The sequence below is a fragment of the Aestuariivirga litoralis genome (genome assembly GCF_003234965.1).
In the GTDB taxonomy this organism is placed as follows: Bacteria; Pseudomonadota; Alphaproteobacteria; order Rhizobiales; family Aestuariivirgaceae; genus Aestuariivirga; species Aestuariivirga litoralis.
On record NZ_QKVK01000007.1, the window covers coordinates 155,126 to 175,525 of the forward strand.

The 20,400-nt window shown below is 65.9% G+C and carries 17 protein-coding genes; 13 read left to right on the forward strand and 4 right to left on the reverse strand.

What is annotated here, in order from left to right; all coding sequences use genetic code 11:
- Positions 1-46 precede the first annotated feature (46 nt).
- Both DK847_RS15380 and DK847_RS15385 read right to left on the reverse strand, forming a co-directional pair.
- Positions 47-367 carry a hypothetical protein gene (locus DK847_RS15380; RefSeq protein ID WP_342634762.1) on the reverse strand — a complete coding sequence of 107 codons (321 nt, stop codon included), beginning with the start codon at positions 365-367 and terminating at the stop codon, positions 47-49.
- A 157-nt stretch (positions 368-524) separates the two neighbouring features.
- Positions 525-2,516, reverse strand: a complete 1,992-nt coding sequence (locus DK847_RS15385) for a hydantoinase/oxoprolinase family protein (protein WP_111199410.1) — start codon at positions 2,514-2,516, stop codon at positions 525-527.
- A 209-nt stretch (positions 2,517-2,725) separates the two neighbouring features.
- Between DK847_RS15385 and DK847_RS15390 the strand changes: the two genes are divergently transcribed.
- The 3 genes from DK847_RS15390 (at position 2,726) to DK847_RS15405 (ending at position 4,368) form a co-directional block, all read left to right on the forward strand.
- The gene (locus DK847_RS15390; RefSeq protein WP_111199411.1) at positions 2,726-3,097 is read left to right on the forward strand and encodes a hypothetical protein; all 372 of its coding nucleotides are present in this window, start codon (positions 2,726-2,728) and stop codon (positions 3,095-3,097) included.
- 264 nt (positions 3,098-3,361) lie between these two features.
- Positions 3,362-3,778 (forward strand): hypothetical protein, encoded by a 417-nt coding sequence (locus tag DK847_RS15400; RefSeq protein ID WP_111199413.1) that lies wholly within the window; start codon positions 3,362-3,364, stop codon positions 3,776-3,778.
- A 35-nt stretch (positions 3,779-3,813) separates the two neighbouring features.
- A complete protein-coding gene (locus tag DK847_RS15405) occupies positions 3,814-4,368 on the forward strand; it encodes a hypothetical protein (RefSeq protein WP_111199414.1) in 555 nt (184 codons plus the stop codon).
- A 5-nt stretch (positions 4,369-4,373) separates the two neighbouring features.
- Here DK847_RS15405 and DK847_RS15410 read toward each other — a convergent pair whose 3' ends face one another.
- Entirely contained in the window at positions 4,374-6,662 is a 2,289-nt protein-coding gene (locus tag DK847_RS15410; RefSeq protein WP_111199415.1) for an NADP-dependent malic enzyme, read from the reverse strand.
- Positions 6,663-6,870: 208 nt separating this feature from the next.
- Here DK847_RS15410 and DK847_RS15415 point away from each other — a divergent pair, with 208 nt between their 5' ends.
- Positions 6,871-7,509 (forward strand): hypothetical protein, encoded by a 639-nt coding sequence (locus DK847_RS15415; RefSeq protein WP_111199416.1) that lies wholly within the window; start codon positions 6,871-6,873, stop codon positions 7,507-7,509.
- 69 nt (positions 7,510-7,578) lie between these two features.
- Positions 7,579-8,232 carry a response regulator gene (locus DK847_RS15420; protein ID WP_111199417.1) on the forward strand — a complete coding sequence of 218 codons (654 nt, stop codon included), beginning with the start codon at positions 7,579-7,581 and terminating at the stop codon, positions 8,230-8,232.
- 256 nt (positions 8,233-8,488) lie between these two features.
- Here the strand turns inward: DK847_RS15420 and DK847_RS15425 are convergent, their stop codons facing one another.
- Positions 8,489-11,995 carry a hybrid sensor histidine kinase/response regulator gene (locus DK847_RS15425; RefSeq protein WP_342634763.1) on the reverse strand — a complete coding sequence of 1,169 codons (3,507 nt, stop codon included), beginning with the start codon at positions 11,993-11,995 and terminating at the stop codon, positions 8,489-8,491.
- A 217-nt stretch (positions 11,996-12,212) separates the two neighbouring features.
- On the opposite strand from DK847_RS15425, the gene ccoN reads away from it, so the two are divergent.
- The 8 genes from ccoN to ccoS all read left to right on the forward strand — a co-directional run bounded on the left by ccoN (position 12,213) and on the right by ccoS (position 20,204).
- On the forward strand, positions 12,213-13,832 hold the full coding sequence (gene ccoN / locus DK847_RS15430) for a cytochrome-c oxidase, cbb3-type subunit I (protein ID WP_111199419.1): 1,620 nt from the start codon (positions 12,213-12,215) through the stop codon (positions 13,830-13,832).
- Between the two features lie 19 nt (positions 13,833-13,851).
- Positions 13,852-14,577, forward strand: a complete 726-nt coding sequence (gene ccoO, locus DK847_RS15435) for a cytochrome-c oxidase, cbb3-type subunit II (RefSeq protein WP_111199420.1) — start codon at positions 13,852-13,854, stop codon at positions 14,575-14,577.
- Positions 14,578-14,582: 5 nt separating this feature from the next.
- The gene (locus DK847_RS15440) at positions 14,583-14,744 is read left to right on the forward strand and encodes a cbb3-type cytochrome c oxidase subunit 3 (RefSeq protein WP_111199421.1); all 162 of its coding nucleotides are present in this window, start codon (positions 14,583-14,585) and stop codon (positions 14,742-14,744) included.
- Between the two features lie 3 nt (positions 14,745-14,747).
- Complete coding sequence (gene ccoP / locus DK847_RS15445; RefSeq protein WP_111199422.1) at positions 14,748-15,635, forward strand: cytochrome-c oxidase, cbb3-type subunit III; 888 nt, start codon at positions 14,748-14,750, stop codon at positions 15,633-15,635.
- 116 nt (positions 15,636-15,751) lie between these two features.
- Positions 15,752-17,278 (forward strand): cytochrome c oxidase accessory protein CcoG, encoded by a 1,527-nt coding sequence (gene ccoG, locus DK847_RS15450; RefSeq protein ID WP_245414631.1) that lies wholly within the window; start codon positions 15,752-15,754, stop codon positions 17,276-17,278.
- Positions 17,279-17,281: 3 nt separating this feature from the next.
- Positions 17,282-17,767, forward strand: coding sequence for a FixH family protein (locus DK847_RS15455; RefSeq protein ID WP_146256150.1), 486 nt, complete (start codon positions 17,282-17,284; stop codon positions 17,765-17,767).
- Positions 17,764-20,055, forward strand: coding sequence for a heavy metal translocating P-type ATPase (locus DK847_RS15460; protein WP_204508349.1), 2,292 nt, complete (start codon positions 17,764-17,766; stop codon positions 20,053-20,055). The genes DK847_RS15455 and DK847_RS15460 overlap by 4 nt, the downstream gene beginning before the upstream one ends.
- Positions 20,052-20,204, forward strand: coding sequence for a cbb3-type cytochrome oxidase assembly protein CcoS (gene ccoS / locus DK847_RS15465; RefSeq protein ID WP_111199423.1), 153 nt, complete (start codon positions 20,052-20,054; stop codon positions 20,202-20,204). Before DK847_RS15460 ends, ccoS begins: the two co-directional genes overlap by 4 nt.
- Positions 20,205-20,400 lie beyond the last annotated feature (196 nt).

Sequence of the window (20,400 nt, forward strand, 5' to 3'; positions counted from 1 at the left end):
GGACGAGCCCGGGCATGATGATGTGTCTTGCCGAGCGCCGACGCCCTCACGCCGCCTTCAGCACCGGCATGGCATTCCACACGAAGATCAGCATGCCGACGAGGAATCCGACGGATGCCAGCGCCGTGACGGGCTCGATCGCCTCGTTGCCCTGCAGCAGGAAGAACAGCGACACCACCAGCACCACGCCGCTCACCCCCTGCACCCAGAAATGCGCCCGCGCCAGCGGCCTTGCGCCAATCTCCGGGAACAGGTGGTAGAAGAAGGCGAAGACGGAGGACATCAGCCAGCCCGCCACCATGATGTGGGCATGGGTCGGCATCTGGCCGTGGTCGTGGCTCGCCGCCATGTAGATGCCGAGGCACATGCCCGCCACCGCGTAACACAAGGCAAGAATGAAAAACGTTCGCGCCGCACCCTTCATGATGCAGTCCCTCCCCAAGCCAGCCATCCCCTGGAACATGCATATTCCAGATTCGCGATGTGTGACACTGACCGCGCGTTGCGCCCGCGCCTGCTTTCACTCAGCGGTGGCCGGTCTCAGGCCGCCCGATGGCCTCGGCACGGATTTTCGCCTCCAGCAGCCCGTTGTCGTCCACCGCGTCCGGCAGGTGGCTCTTGGTCATGCTCACCTGCACCTGTGCATCCTGGGCGCCCAGCTGCTGCACCGCCTCGAGCGCCAGGGCGCGCGCCTGTTCCTCGCCCGCCAGCAAGGCCTGCGGGCCGGAGGTGAAGACGCTCGCTCCCCTGGGCCCATGCACGCGGAACAGCCCGCTGCCGTCGCCCTCGACCGACACCGTCACCACCTGCGCCACGACACCCGTCGCCGCGCCCACCGCATTGGCGACATCGAAGAAGGGCGGGAAGATCATCTCGCAATCGAGCCGCCGGCCTACCTCCTCGTAATAGACCCGCACCGGCCCGCCGACGGCCACCACGGGAACCGATGGCGACAGCGACACCTTGGCCAGTCCCAGCCGCGCCCGGCCGGAGCTCACCGCATCCACCAGCTCATGCTGGCCGAAGCTCTTGCCGAAGGCGGTGTCGAGGATCACCTTCGCCGTCAGCCGCACGGTTTCCGACCACACCTCGCGGCAGAAGCCCTGCACACGTTCGGCATCGCCCAGCTTCATGTCGCGGAAGCGCACCATCAGCTTCGCAGCCAGTTCCGCGGCAGGCCCCGGCCAGTTGTCCTGCAGGCCCAGCACATGCGCGGCGTCCGACGGGGTGAAGCTCCCCGTCTGCACCAGGCCCTTGCGCTTCAGCGAGGCCAGTGCCCGCTGCGCGGCCGATGACACGGCAATCTTGCGGATGGGCTTCGGCCGCTCGTCGATCATCGCGAGGATCTCGGCCTCCTTGGGCGTCACCTCCGCCGTCAGCGCCGCAGTGGCGCCGAAGGGCTTCAGCACGAAGCGTCCATGCAGCGACCCGCCTTCGGTATCGGCGAGGTCGGCCTCCAGCATCGCCACCACCTCGGGGTAGCGGTGCGCCAGCAGCGAAACAGGCGCCACGCGCTGCGGCCCCACGGTCAGGGCGCCGTTGAGCCCGATCGAAATCTCGCTGTCACCACCGAGGCCAACCGTCTTCACGTCGATGGCCTTCACCATGGTGCGCCAGCCGCCGACCTCCGCACCCTGTTCCGCCACCTGCGGGCGCCCGTCGAGCAGCACGCCAAGGTCCGTCGTCGTGCCGCCCATGTCGGACATGATGAAGTCTTTGGCGCCGCACAGCCACGAGGCGCCGACGAGGCTCGCCGCCGGGCCTGACAGCACCGTCTCGATCGGCCTGAGCGCCACGCGCTCGGCCAGCGCCAGCGTGCCGTCACCCTTCACGATCATCAGCGGGCAGTCGATGCGGAGATCCTTCATCGAGCGCCGCACGGCCGTGATCAGCATCGACACGCGCGAAATCAGCCGCGCGTTGAGCACCGCGGTGAGCGCGCGGCGCGGCGCATCGAGGGCGGAGGTCAATTCGGTCGACAGCGTCGCGGGCTTGCCCGTCGCCTGGGCCACGATGTCGCGCGCCCGCTGCTCATGCCTGGGGTTGCGCACCGCGAAGGCAGAGGCGATCGCGAAGGCATCGACCAGCATTCCCGCCACGGCGGTCGCCAGCGCCTCGACGTCGAGCGGCTTCGCCTCCTCGCCATTGTGGTCATGCCCGCCGCCGATCATGGCGATCGGCATGCCCGGGAAGGCCTTGGCGATCCCCGTCCGCTCCGCCATGGCCTGGTCGAAGCCGATGAGGATCACGCCCACGGCGGAGCCATGCCCCTCCACCACCGCATTGGTGGCGAGCGTGGTCGACACCGACACGAGCGAAATGTCCTCGGGCTTCAGCCCCTCGGGCAGCTTCGCCACCGCCGCGGTGATCGCACCCGTGACGCCGATCGAAAGGTCGCCCTTGGTGGTGATGGATTTCGCCGAGGCCACCACCCGGTGCCCCTGCGCCTCGATCACGGCGGCATCGGTATAGGTTCCCCCGGTATCGACGCCGATCAGGTAAGTCTTTGCTGTCATTGGCTCAGATCACCAGAAATCGCACAAAATGCTGTCTCGGCAACGGCATAGCCGGGATTTTGGCGACACGCGAAGGCATTTCACGGATTGACGAGATTTATCACTTTTGGTTGCACTGGGGGTGGAAATCAGGATCGACGGCCGTCAAGCCCCCCGCTGGTCCGGTATCCGCGTTAAAGTCTCATCGATCAGAGTTCGGGAAAGCGAACATGATACTGTCCAAAGACCAAAGCAGAGGCTACCGGGGGCTTGGTTTCATCGCCATTTTTTGGGGGGCATCGGCCGTCACCAGTGCGCGTGACTGGGTGCTGAAGCTTTCCGGATACCTGGGCTGGACGCTGGACGGATCCGACCATGGTGAAAGCATGTTCAGCGACCTTGCTCTGGTCACTTGGGTCATGCCGGTCAAGATCGTCTTTTGCGGAGCTGCAGCGGCAAGTCTGCACGGGCGCGCATTGCAAATGCTGTCCCCCGCTGAACTTTTACCGCGCTGGGTGATCAACTCAGAACGCGTTCTATTGGGGACATTGCTTTTGGGTCTATCCCTTCTGGCCATCTGGCTCGTCCTTCATTGGCCCTGACGGCGAATGGAGCCCCTGCCGAATGGATAGCAACGACGCCACACAGCGCGAGGCTTTTCAAACAAGCATGTGGCAGCGTATTGCCCTTAGCGCATCCCCCAGACCCGCTGGACCGCACCGATCTGGGCCGATCCACGTTTCGGCATGGATCAAGTCCGGCGTTTTCGGTTTCATCGGCCTCGTGGCCCTGATCGGTCTCCTGTTGCAGAGGCTTCCGCAAAGCCAGCCGCCATCCGCACACAGCCACCTCGAGAGCGCGGGCTGATGAACATCCGGCTGTTCTTCGGCGTCTTCGTCTTTGGCATCATGGCCATGACGTCCGCGCTCATGTGTGCCACTGCGCTGTTCAGGTGGATCGGCGAGATTCACTTCTACTGGCAGTCGGGCTGGAATTTCGATCTCCCGCACCCGGTCCATGCAGGCGACGACAGCATTGCGCCCAAACAGGCCAGCAATTTCGATCGCATCGTCTATGGCTGGCCGCTGCGGATCCTTGTCTTCGCCTCGACGTATGTCTCCATGGAAAAGCTGCTGAAGCAGATCGTCTTCGCGCCACCTCCCGTCAATCCTCCCCCGCTGCACAAGCGCCCTGCTTTCTGGCTCGCCATAGTCCTGTTTGCGCTGGCCACGGGGCTGATGATCTCCGCGCCATTCATCGTGAAGTCCATGAGGCATCACTGAATGCCCATCCCATATCGGCTCAGAAGGAGGATCCCGTGAACATCGGCAACCGCCGCGCTGATTTGATATTGATGGCTGCCGCAACTCTGGCTCTGATAGGGCTGATAGAACTTTTCGGCATTTCGCTAAAGTCTCAGTGGTATGCTTTGCCGATCGCGGCCTTGTGCCTCATTCCGTCGGAGAAGCTGCTCGCAAGCCATCCACGTCTCAGGCTTATGCGGCGCACGATTGCTTTCGCAATCCTTGGCGCGTTTACCTTTGCGCAGCTCTCACTCTGCGCTTACTTCGTCGCGAACTGGATGAGCCTGTTTTACCTCTATTGGCAAGAGCCTGTGAGATCAGCCGACGTAGAGCACAATTTGCTGCTGTCGCCTCCTATTCTTATTCTCCCCTGCCTCATCTCGCTTTCCTTTCTCTGGATCATGTGGTTGCTGTGGACAGATAGTCCGCAATTGGGGCAGCGCCCGTCCCGTTCCCAAAGACGTAGGGCCGTCCTTTTCCTGCTCGTGCTCCTGGCAGCGGTCCCTGTCACAGGAGGGGTCTTTTGGTTCTATTCATCTGCCATCCAACGCACGACAGCCCCCTTCTGATGCACTTAGCTCTGCGCAGCCGTCGCCGCCTCCGCCACCGCGATTGCCGTCATGTTCACGACACCGCGGGAGGTGACGGACCCCGTCAGGATGTGGGCGGGCTTCGCCGTGCCCAGCAGGATCGGGCCCACGGGCAGTGCGTCGCCGAAGACCTTCATGATCTGGTAGGCGACGTTGGCCGAGGTGAGGCCGGGCATCACGAGGAGGTTGGCTTCGCCCTTCAGCGTGGAGGACGGCAGCTTCCGCTGCCGCACCGCCTCGATGAGGGCCGTGTCGGCCTGCATCTCGCCGTCGATCATCAGGTCCGGTGCGCGCTCGTGGACCATCCGCAGCGCCGCCCGCATGCGCAGCGTCACCGGCGTGTCGAAGTCGCCGAAGTCGGAATGCGCGACGAGCGCCACCTTGGGCGTGATGCCGAAGCGCTGCACGTGGGCCGCGCACATCAGCACCGTGTCGGCCATGGCCTCGGCCGAGGGTTCGGCCTGCACATGCGTGTCGGTCAGGAACACGATGCCGCGCGCGGTGATCATCAGGCTCATCGCCGCAAATTCGCGCGCCCCCGGCGCGTGGCCCACGATGTCGCGGATATGGCGCAGCTTGGCGCGGTAGCGGCCCTCGAGGCCGCAGATCATCGCATCCGCCTCGCCGCGCCTCAGCGCCAGCGCGGCGATGACGGTGGTCGAGGTGCGCACCAGCGTTCGCGCCGCATCGGGCGTGATGCCGCGGCGGCCCGCCACCTCCACATAGGTCTGCACATATTCCTTGTAGCGCGGGTCGTCCTCGGGGTTGACGATGTCGAAATCCGTTCCCGGGCGAATGGTCAGGCCATAGCGCTTCAGCCGTGTCTCGATCACCGCCGGACGGCCGACGAGAATGGGCTTGGCGATCCCCTCCTCCAGCAGCACTTCGGCTGCGCGCAGCACGCGCTCGTCCTCGCCATCGGCATAGATCACGCGCTTCGGCGCCTTCTTCGCCGCGGCGAAGATCTGCCGCATCACGAAACCCGAGCGGAACACGAAGCGCCCCAGCCGCTCCTCGTAAGTCTCGAAATCCGCGATGGGCCGGGTGGCGACACCGCTCTCCATCGCGGCCTTCGCGACGGCGGGCGCCACGCGCAGGATCAGGCGGGGGTCGAAGGGCGCCGGGATCAGCGAATCCTTGCCGAACAGCCGCGCCTCGCCGCCATAGGCCCTGGCCACCACGTCGGACGGCGTCTCGCGGGCGAGCCCGGCGATGGCATTCACCGCCGCCTGCTTCATCGCCTCGTTGATGGTCGAGGCGCCAACGTCCAGCGCACCACGGAAGATGTAGGGGAAGCAAAGGACGTTGTTCACCTGGTTCGGATAGTCCGAACGCCCGGTGCAGATCATGGCATCGGGCCGCACCGCCACCGCCTCCTCCGGCATGATCTCCGGATTGGGGTTGGCAAGCGCGAGGATCAGCGGGTCCTTCGCCATCTGCTTCAGCAGGTCCGGCTTCAGCACGCCACCAGCGGAGAGTCCGAGGAAGATGTCCGCCCCGGCAATCACCTCGGCCAGCGAGCGCGCCTGCGTCTCCTGCGCGAACTTCGCCTTCCAGCGGTCCATCAGCTTTTCGCGGCCCTTGTAGACCACGCCCTCGAGATCGGTGACCCAGATGTTCTCCACCTTCGCGCCCAGGCTCACGAGCTGGTTGAGGCAGGCCAGCGCCGCCGCACCGGCTCCACTCGCCACGATCTTGACCTTGGAAAACTCCTTGCCTGCCAGCATCAGCGCATTGGTGACGGCCGCGCCCACGATCACCGCCGTGCCGTGCTGGTCGTCATGGAAGACCGGGATGTTCATCCGCTCACGCAGCTGCTGCTCGATCTCGAAGCACTCCGGCGCCTTGATGTCCTCGAGGTTGATGCCGCCGAAGGTGGGCTCCAGTGCCGCCACCGTGCTCACCATGGCCTCCACCGTCGTCGCCGCCACCTCGATGTCGAAGACGTCGATGTCGGCGAATTTCTTGAAGAGCACCGCCTTGCCCTCCATCACCGGCTTCGCGGCCAAGGGGCCGATGTTGCCGAGTCCCAGCACCGCCGTGCCGTTGGAGATGACGCCGACGAGATTGCCGCGGCTCGTGTATTTCGAGACCAGCGAGGGGTCGGCGTGGATCGCCTCCGAGACGGCGGCCACGCCCGGCGAATAGGCCAGCGCCATGTCGCGCTGGTTGCCCAGCGGCTTCGTCGCCCGGATCTCCAGTTTCCCGGGCTTCGGCTCCGCGTGGTAGAACAGCGAGCCCGACTTCAGGTCGCTCGACATGGGTGACGACATCGGCACTTCCCCTCTTTACGCTGCCACGCATGCAGGCATGGCCCCCCCACATCCATCATCGCCGGGCTTGACCCGGCGATCCTTTCTCGCGACCGCCGCAAAGGATGCCCGGGTCAAGCCCGGGCATGACGAGGCTGAGGGCAATGTCTTCATGGCCCCGTTCGCCGCTGATTTGCAAGCCTCGCCCCTCTGGGGCTAGAGTGTCGCCATGCTCACGCCCCTGAAGACCGAAGTGGAGAAAGTCGGCGACCTCGCCCATGAGGCCCGCCGCTTCCGCACCATCCTGTGGAGCTTCGAGAAGAACATCGAGCTGCTGTTCAAGGGCACGGGGCTCGCCGCCGAGGTGGACCATGCCGCCCTGGCCGAGGCCTTCTCGCGCTGGCGCCAGGCCTTCGACCAGTCGAAACACCTCGCTGACCTCGACCGCAAGGACTTCACCATCTTCGCTGCCGGCATGATGCTGAAGGAGCTGCTCGCCGCCCGCCCCATCACCGCGATCGTGCCTGATGAGCTGGGCCTCCCGGCCCTGCCCGCCACGCTGGACCACCGGTTGAAACGCTGGCCCGAGGGCTATGCCTATACCAGCTTCTGCCTGTCGGTCGCTGCTGCCGTTCTGCACGAGATGGGGGCGGCGGAGCCCACGGAATCGGGCGTGGCGGATGATCCCCGGTTTTGGGATTCGTTCCGCGAGAACGTGGCCGAAAACCCCGCCAATGCCATCGCCTTCTTCGACATGGTGGTGGGGCTCCCGCCCAACTGGCAGGCGCCCGACGTGCCCTGGATGCGCCGCACCTTCCTCGATTCCAAGCGCCGGCTCGAGGCGGAACCCCGTAAAACCATCGAGTAACCCAAGCTTGCCAAGTGCTCCACCTTGGGTGAAGATCGACACCTGAAGGTTGGGGAGGACCTTTGAATCATGGCGGCAACGCGCATCCTGATCGTCGATGACCACCCGCTGTTCCGCGAGGCGCTGAAACAGGCCGTCGCCGGGGGTGTGTCCAACGCCCAGGTCACGCTCGCCGGCTCGCTCGACCAGGCCACGGCCATTCTCGACAAGGACGACGACCTCGACCTGGTCCTGCTCGACCTGCGCATGCCCGGCGTCCAGGGCCTCTCGGGCCTCATCTATCTCCGCGCGCAATATCCCAATGTGCCCGTCGCCGTCATCACCGCGGCGGATGATCCGGGCCTGGTCCAGAAGGCGCTGAACCTCAACGCCTCCGGCTTCATCCCCAAGACCGCCGGCATCGACACCATCGTCGGCGCCGTCAACGCCCTCCTCCGGGGCGGCATCTGGGTGCCCGAGGGCGCCGCCCAGCCCTCCGCCGCCGACAAGGAGGCCGAGGAGATCGCGCGCCGCGTGGCGACGCTCACCGCCCAGCAGATCCGCGTGCTGATGATGCTGAAGGAAGGCCTCCTCAACAAGCAGATCGCCTATGAGCTCAACGTCTCCGAGGCCACCATCAAGGCCCATGTCTCGGCCATCCTGCAGAAGCTCAACGTCTCCAGCCGCACCCAGGCCGTGATCGCCGCCGCCCGGATCGACGGCGTGGCAGCGGCTGAGCACTGAGGCGGCAACCGCGCGCACCAGCGCAAGCAGCACGGCCACGGCAGAAGCCCCGCATCCCATCTCGTCACCCATTTTTGGAGAATGCGCCTTTCTAGCACAGCGAGCGCGCGCTGTCAAGCTGTTTTTTCCTATTATAGGATGGTCTGATATGACCTCCACAAAGTCCCTCACCCCAGCGAAAGCTGGGGCCCGGGTTCGGGCGGCCGTCACGTGGAAGGCTGGATCCCGGCCTTCGCCGGGATGACGGGCCAAAGGGCTAAACCCCCGCCTCCGCCCGGATCGCCACATGCGACATCGCGGCCCTGAGCGCCGCGGGCTTCACCGGCTTTCTCAGCATGTGCACGTCATGCGCCACCGCGAGGTCGGCCACCGCCGGCGTGCGGTCCGCCGTGATCAGCACGGCGGGAATGGGCCGGCGCGCCCGGGTCCTCAGCGCCCGGATGACCGAGATCCCATCCTCGTTGTTCAGGTGGTAATCGGCGAGGATCATGTCCACCTTGCCGTCCGCCGCGGCGAGCTGGGCCAGTGCCTCCTCGAGGCCCGTCGCGGTGTGCACGATGTTGCCCCAGCCCGACAGCAGCAGCTCCATCCCCTCGAGGATCGGCTGCTCGTTGTCGATCACCAGCACGCGCACCGCAGCGGCCAGCGCCGGCGGCTGCACCTTGCGCGGCTTCGGCGTCACGCGCACCCGCAGCTCCTCCGACGCGATCGGCACGTCGACCGCGAAGACCGAGCCCTTGCCCGGGGTGGAGCGCACATGCACCGGCGTCTCCAGTACCTTGGCCATGCGCTCGACGATGGACAGGCCGAGGCCGAGGCCCGAGGTCCCGTCGCCATCGGTCTGCAGACGCTGGAATTCCTGGAAGATGATCTCGAGCTTCGAATCGGGAATTCCCGGCCCCGTATCATGGACCTCGATCCTGAGCAGGTCGCCGTGGCGGCGGCAGCCCATCAGCACGCGGCCCTCCCGCGTGTACTTGATGGCATTCGACACGAAGTTCTGCAGCACGCGCCTCAGCAGCTTGCGGTCGGAGTTCAGCGTCAGCCCGCAGGGCACCACCGTGAACTTCAGCCCCTTCTTGCGCGCCGCGGGGCCGAACTCCAGCGCCAGCGCCTGCAGGATGTCGTCGATGCGGAAGGGCGCGGACTCGGCCTTCATGGCACCCGCATCGAGCCGCGAGATGTCGAGCAGAGCCGAGAGGATCTCCTCCACCGCCTCGAGCGAGGAGTCGACGTTGCGGACGAGCTCGCCGTCCTTCGAGCGCTTCATGCGCTCGACGAGGGTCGAGGTGAAGAGCCGCGCGGCATTGAGCGGCTGGAGAATGTCGTGGCTCGCCGCCGCGATGAAGCGCGTCTTCGACAGGTTGGCCGCATCGGCCTCGGCCTTGGCGGCGGCCAGCTCCTCGTTGAGGCGCGTCAGCTGCGCGGTGCGCTCGGTCACGCGGCGCTCGAGCGACTCGTTCACCCGCTGCAGTTCCTCCGCCGCCATCACGCTCTCGGTGGCGTCGATCACGGTCACGACCACGCCGCCATCGGGCATGGGGCTCGACCGGAACTCGAAGACCTGTCCCGTATCCGTGCGCCGTTCACGGAACACGTCCTGCGTCAGCGCGATCTTGCGCACCCGGTCATCGACCGCCCCCTTGCCCGCCGCGGTGCGCGCCAGGAAGGCGCCCAGCACCTCGGTGATCGGCGTGCCGACGCGGTTGAGGTCGCTGCCCAGCCCCAGGAACTCCTGCAGCGTCGAGTTCCAGCAGATCAGCGTCATGCCGGGCTCGAACACCGCGAGCCCCTGGTCCACGTTGTCGATCGCCGACTGCAGCAGGTCGCGGTTGTGCTGGATCGCGGCGGAGGCATCGTCCAACAGCTTCATAGCGCCACGGGCGTGCGTCGAGTGCCGCTCCAGCATCAGCGCGATCACCAGCCGGGCCGAGGCGACACCCACGGCCGAGGCCAGCAGGTGCTCGGCGAAGCGGATCAGCCGCACGTCGGCCTCGCCGCCCTTCACCCCGATCTGGCCCTGCTGGGCGCGGAAGCCCTCGAAGGCGGCATGCGCCCGGTCGGCGCCGATGTAGCGCGCCACCGTGTCCTCCAGCCGGTCCGCCGTCACCGCCGTGCGCCACAGCTTGAAGCCGGTGCCGGAGCCGGGCTGGATGTCACGCGTCACGAAGGAGGTGGCCTGCACCCGCTCGATGGGCGTCGGCTGGCGGGTCAGCGAGCCCGCCACATAGGCCGTGACATTGGCGATGAGGCTCCACACCACGCCATGGGTCAGCGTGTTGAACTCCATGGTGAAGAGGGCGCGTGCCTTGAGCAGGCTCAGCCCCCACGGCCCTTCCTCGATGAAGCCGCGCCCGATCCAGCCCGCATCGGCGAAGGCCGGCAGCAGCAGCGTATAGGCCCAGACGATGAAGCCCGCCGTGATGCCCCACATGGCGCCGCGCGCCGTGGCCCGCTTCCACATCAGCCCGCCGAAGAAGGCCGGCGCGAACTGCGCCACCGCCGCGAAGGAGAGGAGGCCCACCTGCGCCAGCGCCACCGAGGCGCCGATCATCCGGTAGTAGGCATAGGCCAGGGCGAGGACGAAGATGATGGCCAGCCGGCGGATCAGGATCAGCGTCTCGCCCATGTCCTGGTGCACCGTGGCGCGATCCGCCTGGCGGCGCAGCATGAGCGGCACCACGAGGTTGTTGCACACCATGATCGAGAGCGCGATGCACTCGACGATCACCATGGCGGTCGAGGCCGAAAGCCCGCCGAGGAAGGCGATGAGCGCAAAGCCCTCGCTTCCGGCATGGACGGGGAGCGCCAGCACGAAGGTGTCGCCGTCCGAGCCCGGCGGCAGCAGCAGCAGGCCCGCCACCGCGATGGGGATGACGAAGATGTTGATGGCCACCAGATAGAGCGGGAACAGCCAGGCCGCGCGCTTCACCTCGCGGGCATTGGCATTCTCCACCGCCGCCACGTGGAACTGGCGCGGCAGCAGCACGACCGCGAAGGCGGCGAGCAGCGTGAGGGTCAGCCATTGCCCGCCGTCGAGCCCGCCGGAGAACAGGCCCATCACCTGGGGGTCCGCCGTGGCGCGCTGGAGGAAGGGGCCCACGCCCCCCATCATGCCGAAGACCACGAAGGCGCCGACCGCCACGAAGGCCAGCAGCTTCACCATCGATTCGACGGCGATGGCCAGGATCATGCCGTCCTGGTGTTCGGTCGTGTCGATATGCCGCGTGCCGAACAGGATGGCGAAGATGCCCATGGTGAGGACCACGAACAGCGACAATCCGTCCATGCCGGTCGACGGCGTCAGGATGTCGCGCGTCCATTGCGGTTCCGAGACCAGCGCCCCCAGCGCCACCGCCACGGCCTTGAGCTGGATCGAGATGTAGGGAACGATGCCGATCACCGCGATGACGGTGACAAGCGCGCCCAGCGCCTCCGACTTGCCGTAGCGGGCCGACAGGAAGTCGGCGATGGACGCGATGTTGTGCCGCTTGGTGAGGGTGGCAATCGACTGGATGAGCTTCCAGCCCAGCGCGAAGACCAGAATCGGTCCCAGATAGATGGGCAGGAAGTCGAGCCCGGTGCGCGACGCGATGCCGACGGAGCCGAAATAGGTCCAGGACGTGCAGTAGACGCCCAGCGACAGGGCATAGATCAGCGGCCGGCCGGCCCGCGAGGTCCAGCCGCGCGACCGCCGGTCGCCCCAGGTCGCCACCGCGAAGAGCGCGCCCAGATAGGCCAGCCCCGCGCCCAGGATGGTCAATTGCCCAATCATTGGGCGGGCATGATCGGCGCGGCAGGGTTTCGAATCAAGGGCAGTCCGCCACGGCCCCCGCCTTTCGACTTTCGGCGCAAAACTGCGCGCGGACGTGGCAGCGGGGCCGCCCGATTGATCCAAGTCAATGCCCGTGGCCGTCCCAAAACGCATTCGTGCAGATGAGTTTTTTTCAGAAAGGGGGTCTCCGATGGGGGCTGATACAATGACACACAAGGGGCAGCCCTCCGGGGGTGGCGCCATGGTGATGATGGCCCTGTGGGGCCTTCTCGCCCTGCTCGCCATCACGCTGGGTGCCAAGGCGGTGGATACGCCCTACGCGATCCACATGTTCATCTTCGCGCTGGCCGCGATCCTGGCGCTCATCTTCAAGGCCCGCAGCTTCGGCAAGCCGGCGCCGGACACCTCGGGCTACATGGACGACGTGGTGCGCTACGGCGCCATCGCCACCGTGTTCTGGGGCGTGGTCGGCTTCCTCGTCGGCCTCGTCATCGCGCTGCAGCTGGCCTACCCGGCCTGGAACCCCAATCTCGAATGGTTCAACTTCGGCCGTCTCCGCCCCCTCCACACCTCGGCGGTGATCTTCGCCTTCGGCGGCAACGCGCTGCTCTGCACCTCCTTCTACGTCGTGCAGCGCACGAACCGCACCCGGCTTGCGCTCGGCAACCTCGCCTGGTTCGTGTTCTGGGGCTACCAGCTGTTCATCGTGCTGGCTGCCACGGGCTACCTCCTCGGCGTCACCGAGGGCCGTGAATATGCCGAACCCGAATGGTACATCGACCTGTGGATCACGGTTGTCTGGGTGGCCTATTTCCTGGTCTTCTTCGGCACCCTGCTGAAGCGCAAGGAAAGCCACATCTACGTGGCCAACTGGTTCTACCTCTCCTTCATCGTGACGATTGCCATGCTGCACATCGTCAACAACCTGTCGATCCCCGTCTCGGTCTTCGGCTCGAAGAGCTACTCGCTGTTCTCCGGCGTGCAGGATGCGCTGACGCAGTGGTGGTACGGCCACAACGCGGTGGGCTTCTTCCTCACCGCCGGCTTCCTCGGCATGATGTACTTCTTCATCCCGAAGCGCGCCAACCGGCCGGTCTACTCCTACCGCCTGTCGATCGTGCACTTCTGGTCGCTGATCTTCCTCTACATCTGGGCGGGTCCGCACCACCTCCACTACACTGCGTTGCCCGACTGGGCGCAGACCCTCGGCATGGTGTTCTCCATCATGCTGTGGATGCCGTCCTGGGGTGGCATGATCAACGGCCTGATGACGCTCTCGGGCGCCTGGGACAAGCTCCGCACGGACCCCGTGCTGCGCATGATGGTGATCTCGGTCGCCTTCTACGGCATGTCCACCTTCGAAGGCCCGATGATGTCCATCAAGGCCGTCAACTCGCTGTCGCACTACACCGACTGGACCATCGGCCACGTTCACTCCGGCGCTCTCGGCTGGGTGGGCATGATCTCGATGGGCTGCATGTATCACCTGATCCCGCGCCTCTACGGCCAGAAGGAAGTCTATTCGCTCCGCCTGGTCTCCTGGCACGTGTGGCTCGCCACGCTGGGCATCGTGGTCTACGCCTCGGCCATGTGGGTCTCGGGCATCATGCAGGGCCTGATGTGGCGTGAGTACGATGCCAACGGCTTCCTCGCCTATTCCTTCGTGGAAACCGTCGAGGCCATGCACCCCTACTACGTGATCCGTGCCTTCGGTGGCGCGCTGTTCCTCGTGGGTGGCCTGATCATGGTCTACAACCTCTATCGCACCATCAAGGGTGCCCAGCCCGTGACGCAGCCGGTCGGCGCGATCTCGGCTGCGGCATAAGAACAAGGACACTGGTGCCATGAAGCACGAAACACTCGAAAAGAACGCCACGCTCCTGCTGATCTTCAGCTTGCTCGTGGTGACCATCGGCGGCCTCGTCCAGATCGTTCCGCTGTTCTTCCTGCAGAACACGATCGAGAAGGTGGAGGGGATGCGTCCCTATTCACCGCTCGAGCTGGCGGGCCGCAACGTCTACATCCGCGAAGGCTGCTACGTGTGCCACAGCCAGATGATCCGCCCCTTCCGGGACGAGGTCGAACGCTATGGCCACTACTCGCTCGCCGCCGAGTCGCAGTTCGACCACCCCTTCCAGTGGGGCTCGAAGCGCACCGGGCCGGACCTGGCCCGCGTCGGCGGCAAGTACTCGGATGAATGGCATCGCCAGCATCTGGCCGACCCGCGCAACGTCGTGCCGGAGTCGATCATGCCGGGCTATGCCTTCCTGGCCTCGAAGCCCATCGATCCGAAGGGCTTCGGCGCCAACCTCGCCACCATGAACCTCACCGTCAACAACGGTAAGGGCACCATGTACACCGAGGACGACATCGCCAACGCCGAGGCCGATCTCGTGGCCCAGGCGACCGGCGAGAACACCGACGGCCTGATGCAGCGCTATCCGAAGGCGGTTGCCCGCAACTTCGATGGCGATGGCCAGATCACCGAGATGGACGCAGTCATCGCCTATCTCCAGGTGCTCGGCACGCTGGTCGACTTCTCCACCTTCAAGGCTGACATGTCGAGGTGATGGCAATGGAACACTATACTTTCCTGCGCCAATTGGCGGATAGCTGGGGCCTCGTCGTGATGTTCCTGTTCTTCGTCGGCGCCATCCTCTTCGTCTTCCGGCCGGGTTCGAAAGAACAATATGCCGAACTGGCGAAGATCCCCCTGCAGAACGGTTCCGAGGACTGAGAAATGGCACATCACATCGAAAAGGACGAAGTCTCGGGAACCCAGACGACCGGCCACACCTGGGACGGCATCAAGGAACTGAACACGCCGCTGCCCAAGTGGTGGCTCTACACCTTCTACGGCTGCGTGATCTGGGCCATCGGCTACACCGTGCTCTACCCCGCATGGCCGCTGCCGGGTGGCGCCACGCCGGGCATTCTCGGCTGGTCGTCGCGCGGCCAGCTTGCCCAGCAGATGGAAGTGGCCGCCGCGGCGCAGAAGGACACGGTCGACAAGATCGCGGCCATGAGCGTCGATGACATCCTGAAGGATCCCAAGCTCCTCGCCTATGCCCAGGCGGGCGGTGCGGCGGCCTTCAAGGTCAACTGCGTGCAGTGCCACGGCGCGGGCGCTGCGGGTGGTGCGGGCTACCCGAACCTCAACGACGACGACTGGCTGTGGGGTGGCACGCCCGACGCCATCTACACCACGCTCAAGCACGGCATCCGCTACACGGACGATCCCGAAACCCGTGATTCGCAGATGCCCAACTTCGGCATCGACGGCATCCTGACGCCGGAACAGATCGACCAGGTCGCCAACTACGTCGTCTCGCTCTCGGGCGAGCAGGCGGATGCGGGCAAGGCCGAGGCCGGCAAGCAGATCTTCGCCGAGAACTGCGCCTCCTGCCACGGTGACGACGGCAAGGGCAACCGCGACTTCGGTGCGCCGAACCTCACCGACAAGCTGTGGCTCTATGGCGGCTCGATCGAGCAGGTGAAGGCACAGATCAACAAGCCCCGCATGGGCGTCATGCCGGCCTGGACCAAGCGTCTCGACGACGCCGAAATCAAGGAACTGGCGATCTACGTGCACTCCCTGGGCGGCGGCGAAGCGCCGGTCACCCAGTAACGACTTGCCGGGGCCGCGCGCTGTGACAACATGGCACGCGGCCTCTGGCCACTTTGCGGACGGCGGATCTCGGCTCTATTAGTATCTCCTAATGGAGTGCCCGGTTTCCGAGGGGAATGATGGTTCAGATTATCAATACGGTCGACCCGCAAGAGGTCGACAGGGAAAATGCGACGGCCGTCAACAAGGCCGAGAATCGCTCGCTCTACGCCTCGCGCGAGGCGATCCACCCGAAGGCGGCGCATGGCCGCTTCCGCACCTTCAAGTGGACGATGGTGATCGTCCTCCTCGGCATCTATTACATCGCCCCCTGGCTGCGCTGGACCAGGCCCGGCGATGCGCCGGACCAGGCCATCCTCATCGACATGGCCAACCGCCGCTTCTATTTCTTCTTCATCGAGATCTGGCCGCAGGAATTCTATTACATCGCGGGCCTGCTCATCATGGCGGGCGTCGGCCTGTTCCTCGTCACCTCGCTCTTCGGCCGCGCCTGGTGCGGCTATGCCTGCCCGCAGACGGTGTGGACCGACCTCTACATCTGGGTCGAAAGCAAGATCGAGGGCGACCGCAACGCCCGCATCAAGCTCGATGCGGCACCCTGGTCGGTGTCCAAGCTCTCGAAGCGCGCCTTCAAGATGCTGGTCTGGCTGCTGATCGCCATCGCCACCGGTGGCTTCTGGGTCTTCTACTTCGCCGATGCGCCAACCCTGCTGCATGACCTCGTGACGGGCCAGGCGCCGTCGGTCGCCTATTTCACAATCGCCATCCTGACGGCCACCACCTTCACCTTCGCCGGCTTCATGCGCGAGCAGGTCTGCACCTACATGTGCCCCTGGCCGCGCATCCAGGGGGCCATGCTCGACGAGGAGTCGCTCATCGTCACCTACAATGCCTGGCGCGGCGAGCCGCGCATGGCCGGCCGCAAGAAGGCCGAGGCGCAGGGGCTCAAGGTCGGCGACTGCATCGACTGCAACAACTGCGTCGCGGTCTGCCCCATGGGCATCGACATCCGCGACGGCAACCAGCTCGAGTGCATCAACTGCGCGCTCTGCATCGATGCCTGCGATGCGGTGATGGACAAGATCGGCAAGCCGCGCGGCCTCATCAACTACACCACGGCCGACCTCTATGCCGCCAACGTCGCCGGCAAGAACGAGCACTGGAACTGGCGCCATCTCATCCGCCCGCGCACCATCATCTACTTCACGGCATGGGCTGGCGTCGGCCTCGCCATGCTCTTCACCCTCACCCACCGTACCCAGCTCGACGTGAACGTGGTGCCGGACCGGAACCCGCTCTTCGTCACCCTTTCGGACGGCGCCATCCGCAACGGCTACACGGTGAAGATCCTCAACAAGCGCCAGGAGCCGCGCACCTTCCGGCTCACGCTGGACGACCTGCCGGGCGCCACCATGGAAATGGTGGGCGAGTCTGGCGCCAAGGGCACCAGCTTCGACATCGCCGTCGAGCCGGACAAGCTGAAGGCGGTCAAGATCTACGTTTCGACCAACGACCCCGAGATCATCGAGCACGAGCGCACCCGCTTCGAGTTCAAGGTCGAGGAGCTGAACCCCAAGGGCGACGCCCCGGCCGAATCCAGGACCTATGACGCCCTCTTCCACGGGCCTGACGGCAAGGAGTAAGTGATGTCCATGGCAAGCACCCAGAAAGAGATCAAGGGCGGCCACGTGCTGGCCATGCTCCTCGCCTTCTTCGGCGTGATCATCGCCGTCAACCTGGTGATGGCCTGGTTCGCCAACTCCACCTGGTCGGGCCTCGTGGTCGAGAACGGCTATGTGGCCAGCCAGGAGTTCGACAAGAACCTCGCCCGCGCCAGGGCCCAGGAGGCGCTGGGATGGGACGTGGGCTTCTCCTTCGACAGGAGCAGCGTCAAGATCACCTTCACCGATGCCGCCGGCAAGCGCATCGACAGCCTGGACCTCACCGGCAGGCTGCAGCGCACCGTCACCGACAAGGAAGACCAGCAGCTCACCTTCGGCTGGATGGGCTCGGGCACCTATTCCGCCCCCGCCCGCCTGGCACCCGGCCTGTGGGAGGTCGAGGTCGACGGCAAGGGCGACGGCGTTGCCGACTATCACAAGATCTTCCGCTTCGTGGTGAAGGCCGAATGACCCTTCCCTGCTGCACCCTCGACGGCGAGTATTTCCAGCCCTTCAAGCTGGAGGGCGAGGATGCGGCACGCTGGATTTCCTCCGCCGGCCCCGGCCTGAAGCGCATCGAGTTCCTGGTGCCGCAGGCCAACCGGCCGGAAGCCATGGCCCACATCGAGACCGATCTCGGCGCCCTCGGCGGTGTGAAGTCCGCCCGCGTCAACCTCACCGGACGCCGCGTCGCGGTGGTCTATGAGGATGGTGTCATCGCGCCACAGGCGCTGATCGACCGCCTCGGCTTCCTCGGCTACATGGCCCGCCCCTTCGACCCGCGCGAAACGGGCCTCACCAAGGACGACAGGGAGAATGCCCGCCTGCTGCGCGCCCTTGCCGTGGCGGGCTTCGCAGCGGGCAATGTCATGCTGCTCTCGGTCTCGGTCTGGTCCGGGGCGGAGGGCGCGACACGCGACCTGTTCCACTGGCTCTCGGCCATGATCGCGCTTCCCGCCGTGGCCTATGCCGGGCGGCCATTCTTCTATTCGGCGGTGAATGCGCTGCGCCTGGGCCGCGTCAACATGGACGTGCCGATCTCATTGGGCGTTCTGCTCGCCAGCTTCATGAGCCTGTTCGAAACCATCAACGGGGCCGAGCACGCCTATTTCGATGCGTCCGTCACGCTGCTCTTCTTCCTGCTTGCCGGGCGCTACCTCGACCACCTGATGCGCGCCCGCGCCCGCTCGGCCATTGCCCAGCTCATCTCGCTCTCGGCCGAAGGCGCCTCCGTCATCGAGGCCGACGGCACCCGCCGTTACGTTCCGGCGCGCGAGCTGAAGGCCGGCATGCTGGTCGCCGTCGCGGCGGGCGACCGGCTCCCCGCCGATGGCCTGATCCGCGAAGGCACCTCCGACATGGACCGCTCGCTGCTGACGGGCGAGACCGCACCCGAGACGGTGAAGCCCGGTTCCCTCGTCCATGCGGGCGAGATGAACGTCACCGCGCCGATCACGGTGGAGATCACCGCGGCGGGCAACGACACCTTCCTCAGCGAGCTGGTACGGCTCATGGCCTCCGCCGAACAGGGCCAGTCGCGCTACATCCGCATCGCCGACCGGCTGGCGCGCTTCTATTCCCCCGCCGTCCACACGCTGGCCGCCATCACGCTTCTCGGCTGGCTGCTGCTCGGCCATGGCTGGCATGACTCGATCATGGCGGCGATCGCCGTGCTCATCATCACCTGCCCCTGCGCGCTGGGCCTTGCCGTTCCGGCGGTGCAGGTGGTGGCGAGTGGCAGGCTGTTCCGTTCGGGCGTGATGATCAAGGATGGTGCGGCGCTGGAAAAGCTCGCGGGCATCGACACCGTGATCTTCGACAAGACCGGCACGCTCACCAAGGGCGAGCCTGCGCTGGTCTCGCCGCTGATGGTCTCGACCGAGACCCTCGCCCTCGCGGCGGGCCTCGCGCAGGCCTCGAAGCACCCGCTCTCCCGCGCCCTGGTGCGCGAGGTGGCGAAACGCGGCCTCCAGCCCGTCAGCGTCTCCGACATCGCCGAACACCCGGGCCTCGGGCTCTCCGGCCAGTACATGGGTGAGGCCATCAAGCTCGGCAACCGCGCCTGGTGCGGCATGGAGGAGAGCGCCGATGACCACGGCCTCCTCGAATTCGCCTTCCGCCGTGGCGCCAAGGTCCCCGTGCTGTTCCAGTTCGAGGACAGGCTGCGCCCGGACGCCGCCGAAACCGTCGCCGCGCTGAGGCAGATGGGTCTCGCCGTCCACCTGCTCTCGGGCGACCGCGAGGCCGCCGTGGCCCGCGTGGCGCAAGCGGTTGGCATCGATACCGCCGTGTCCCGCGCCAGCCCGCAGGCCAAGCTCGCCTATGTCGATGCCCTGTCCAAGGCTGGCCGGAAAGTCCTGATGGTCGGCGACGGCATCAACGACGCGCCTGCCCTCGCGGCGGGCTACACCTCCATGGCGCCGTCCTCCGCCTCCGACATCGGCCGCACCGCGGCGGAAACCGTGTGGATGGGCGAGTCGGCTGCGGCCGTGGCGCGCGCCGTCAGGGTCGGCCGCCGCAGCCAGCGCATCGCCAAGGAAAACTTCGCGCTTGCGGTGGGCTACAATGTCTTCGCCGTGCCGCTGGCCATGATCGGCTTCGTCTCGCCGCTGGTCGCTGCGGTTGCAATGTCCACCTCTTCCATCATCGTCATTGCCAACGCGCTGCGCGTGGGGCTGGGCCGGACGGCGGATGCCGGTTCTGCCAAGCGTGATGCCGACACCGCACCGGGCACACGCGCCCTGAGGGATGCCGCATGAATGTCCTGATCTATCTGATCCCCATCGCCCTGTTCATGGGCGGCATCGGTCTGGCGGCCTTCATCTGGTCGCTGAAGTCCGGCCAGTACGACGACCTCGAAGGGGCCGCCTGGCGCATCCTGCAGGACGACGACCAGCCGAAGCCGTGACGCGCATCACTGCATTTCCGCCGCAAAGCACATGAAACTGTCACCCGCCTGATTGACAAGCAGGCGGCGGCGGACGGACACTTCCTCCACGCTTCACACGACGCTTGCGGAGGGCACCCATGACGGCGCACGGCGATTTCACCTCCTGTCATTCACCCTCGCGGGGCTCCCTCCCGCGGTCATCATCGCCGGGCTT

What these genes read in the sequence shown, in the direction of transcription:
- DK847_RS15460 (WP_204508349.1), top strand. Translation starts at nt 17,764, where the DNA reads ATGACCCTTCCCTGCTGCACCCTCGACGGCGAGTATTTCCAGCCCTTC.
- DK847_RS15390 (WP_111199411.1), top strand. Translation starts at nt 2,726, where the DNA reads ATGATACTGTCCAAAGACCAAAGCAGAGGCTACCGGGGGCTTGGTTTC.
- DK847_RS15380 (WP_342634762.1), bottom strand. Translation starts at nt 367, where the DNA reads ATGTGCCTCGGCATCTACATGGCGGCGAGCCACGACCACGGCCAGATG.
- ccoN (WP_111199419.1), top strand. Translation starts at nt 12,213, where the DNA reads ATGACACACAAGGGGCAGCCCTCCGGGGGTGGCGCCATGGTGATGATG.
- ccoO (WP_111199420.1), top strand. Translation starts at nt 13,852, where the DNA reads ATGAAGCACGAAACACTCGAAAAGAACGCCACGCTCCTGCTGATCTTC.
- DK847_RS15385 (WP_111199410.1), bottom strand. Translation starts at nt 2,516, where the DNA reads ATGACAGCAAAGACTTACCTGATCGGCGTCGATACCGGGGGAACCTAT.
- ccoG (WP_245414631.1), top strand. Translation starts at nt 15,752, where the DNA reads ATGATGGTTCAGATTATCAATACGGTCGACCCGCAAGAGGTCGACAGG.
- DK847_RS15420 (WP_111199417.1), top strand. Translation starts at nt 7,579, where the DNA reads ATGGCGGCAACGCGCATCCTGATCGTCGATGACCACCCGCTGTTCCGC.
- DK847_RS15415 (WP_111199416.1), top strand. Translation starts at nt 6,871, where the DNA reads ATGCTCACGCCCCTGAAGACCGAAGTGGAGAAAGTCGGCGACCTCGCC.
- ccoS (WP_111199423.1), top strand. Translation starts at nt 20,052, where the DNA reads ATGAATGTCCTGATCTATCTGATCCCCATCGCCCTGTTCATGGGCGGC.
- DK847_RS15440 (WP_111199421.1), top strand. Translation starts at nt 14,583, where the DNA reads ATGGAACACTATACTTTCCTGCGCCAATTGGCGGATAGCTGGGGCCTC.
- DK847_RS15455 (WP_146256150.1), top strand. Translation starts at nt 17,282, where the DNA reads ATGTCCATGGCAAGCACCCAGAAAGAGATCAAGGGCGGCCACGTGCTG.
- ccoP (WP_111199422.1), top strand. Translation starts at nt 14,748, where the DNA reads ATGGCACATCACATCGAAAAGGACGAAGTCTCGGGAACCCAGACGACC.
- DK847_RS15400 (WP_111199413.1), top strand. Translation starts at nt 3,362, where the DNA reads ATGAACATCCGGCTGTTCTTCGGCGTCTTCGTCTTTGGCATCATGGCC.
- DK847_RS15410 (WP_111199415.1), bottom strand. Translation starts at nt 6,662, where the DNA reads ATGTCGTCACCCATGTCGAGCGACCTGAAGTCGGGCTCGCTGTTCTAC.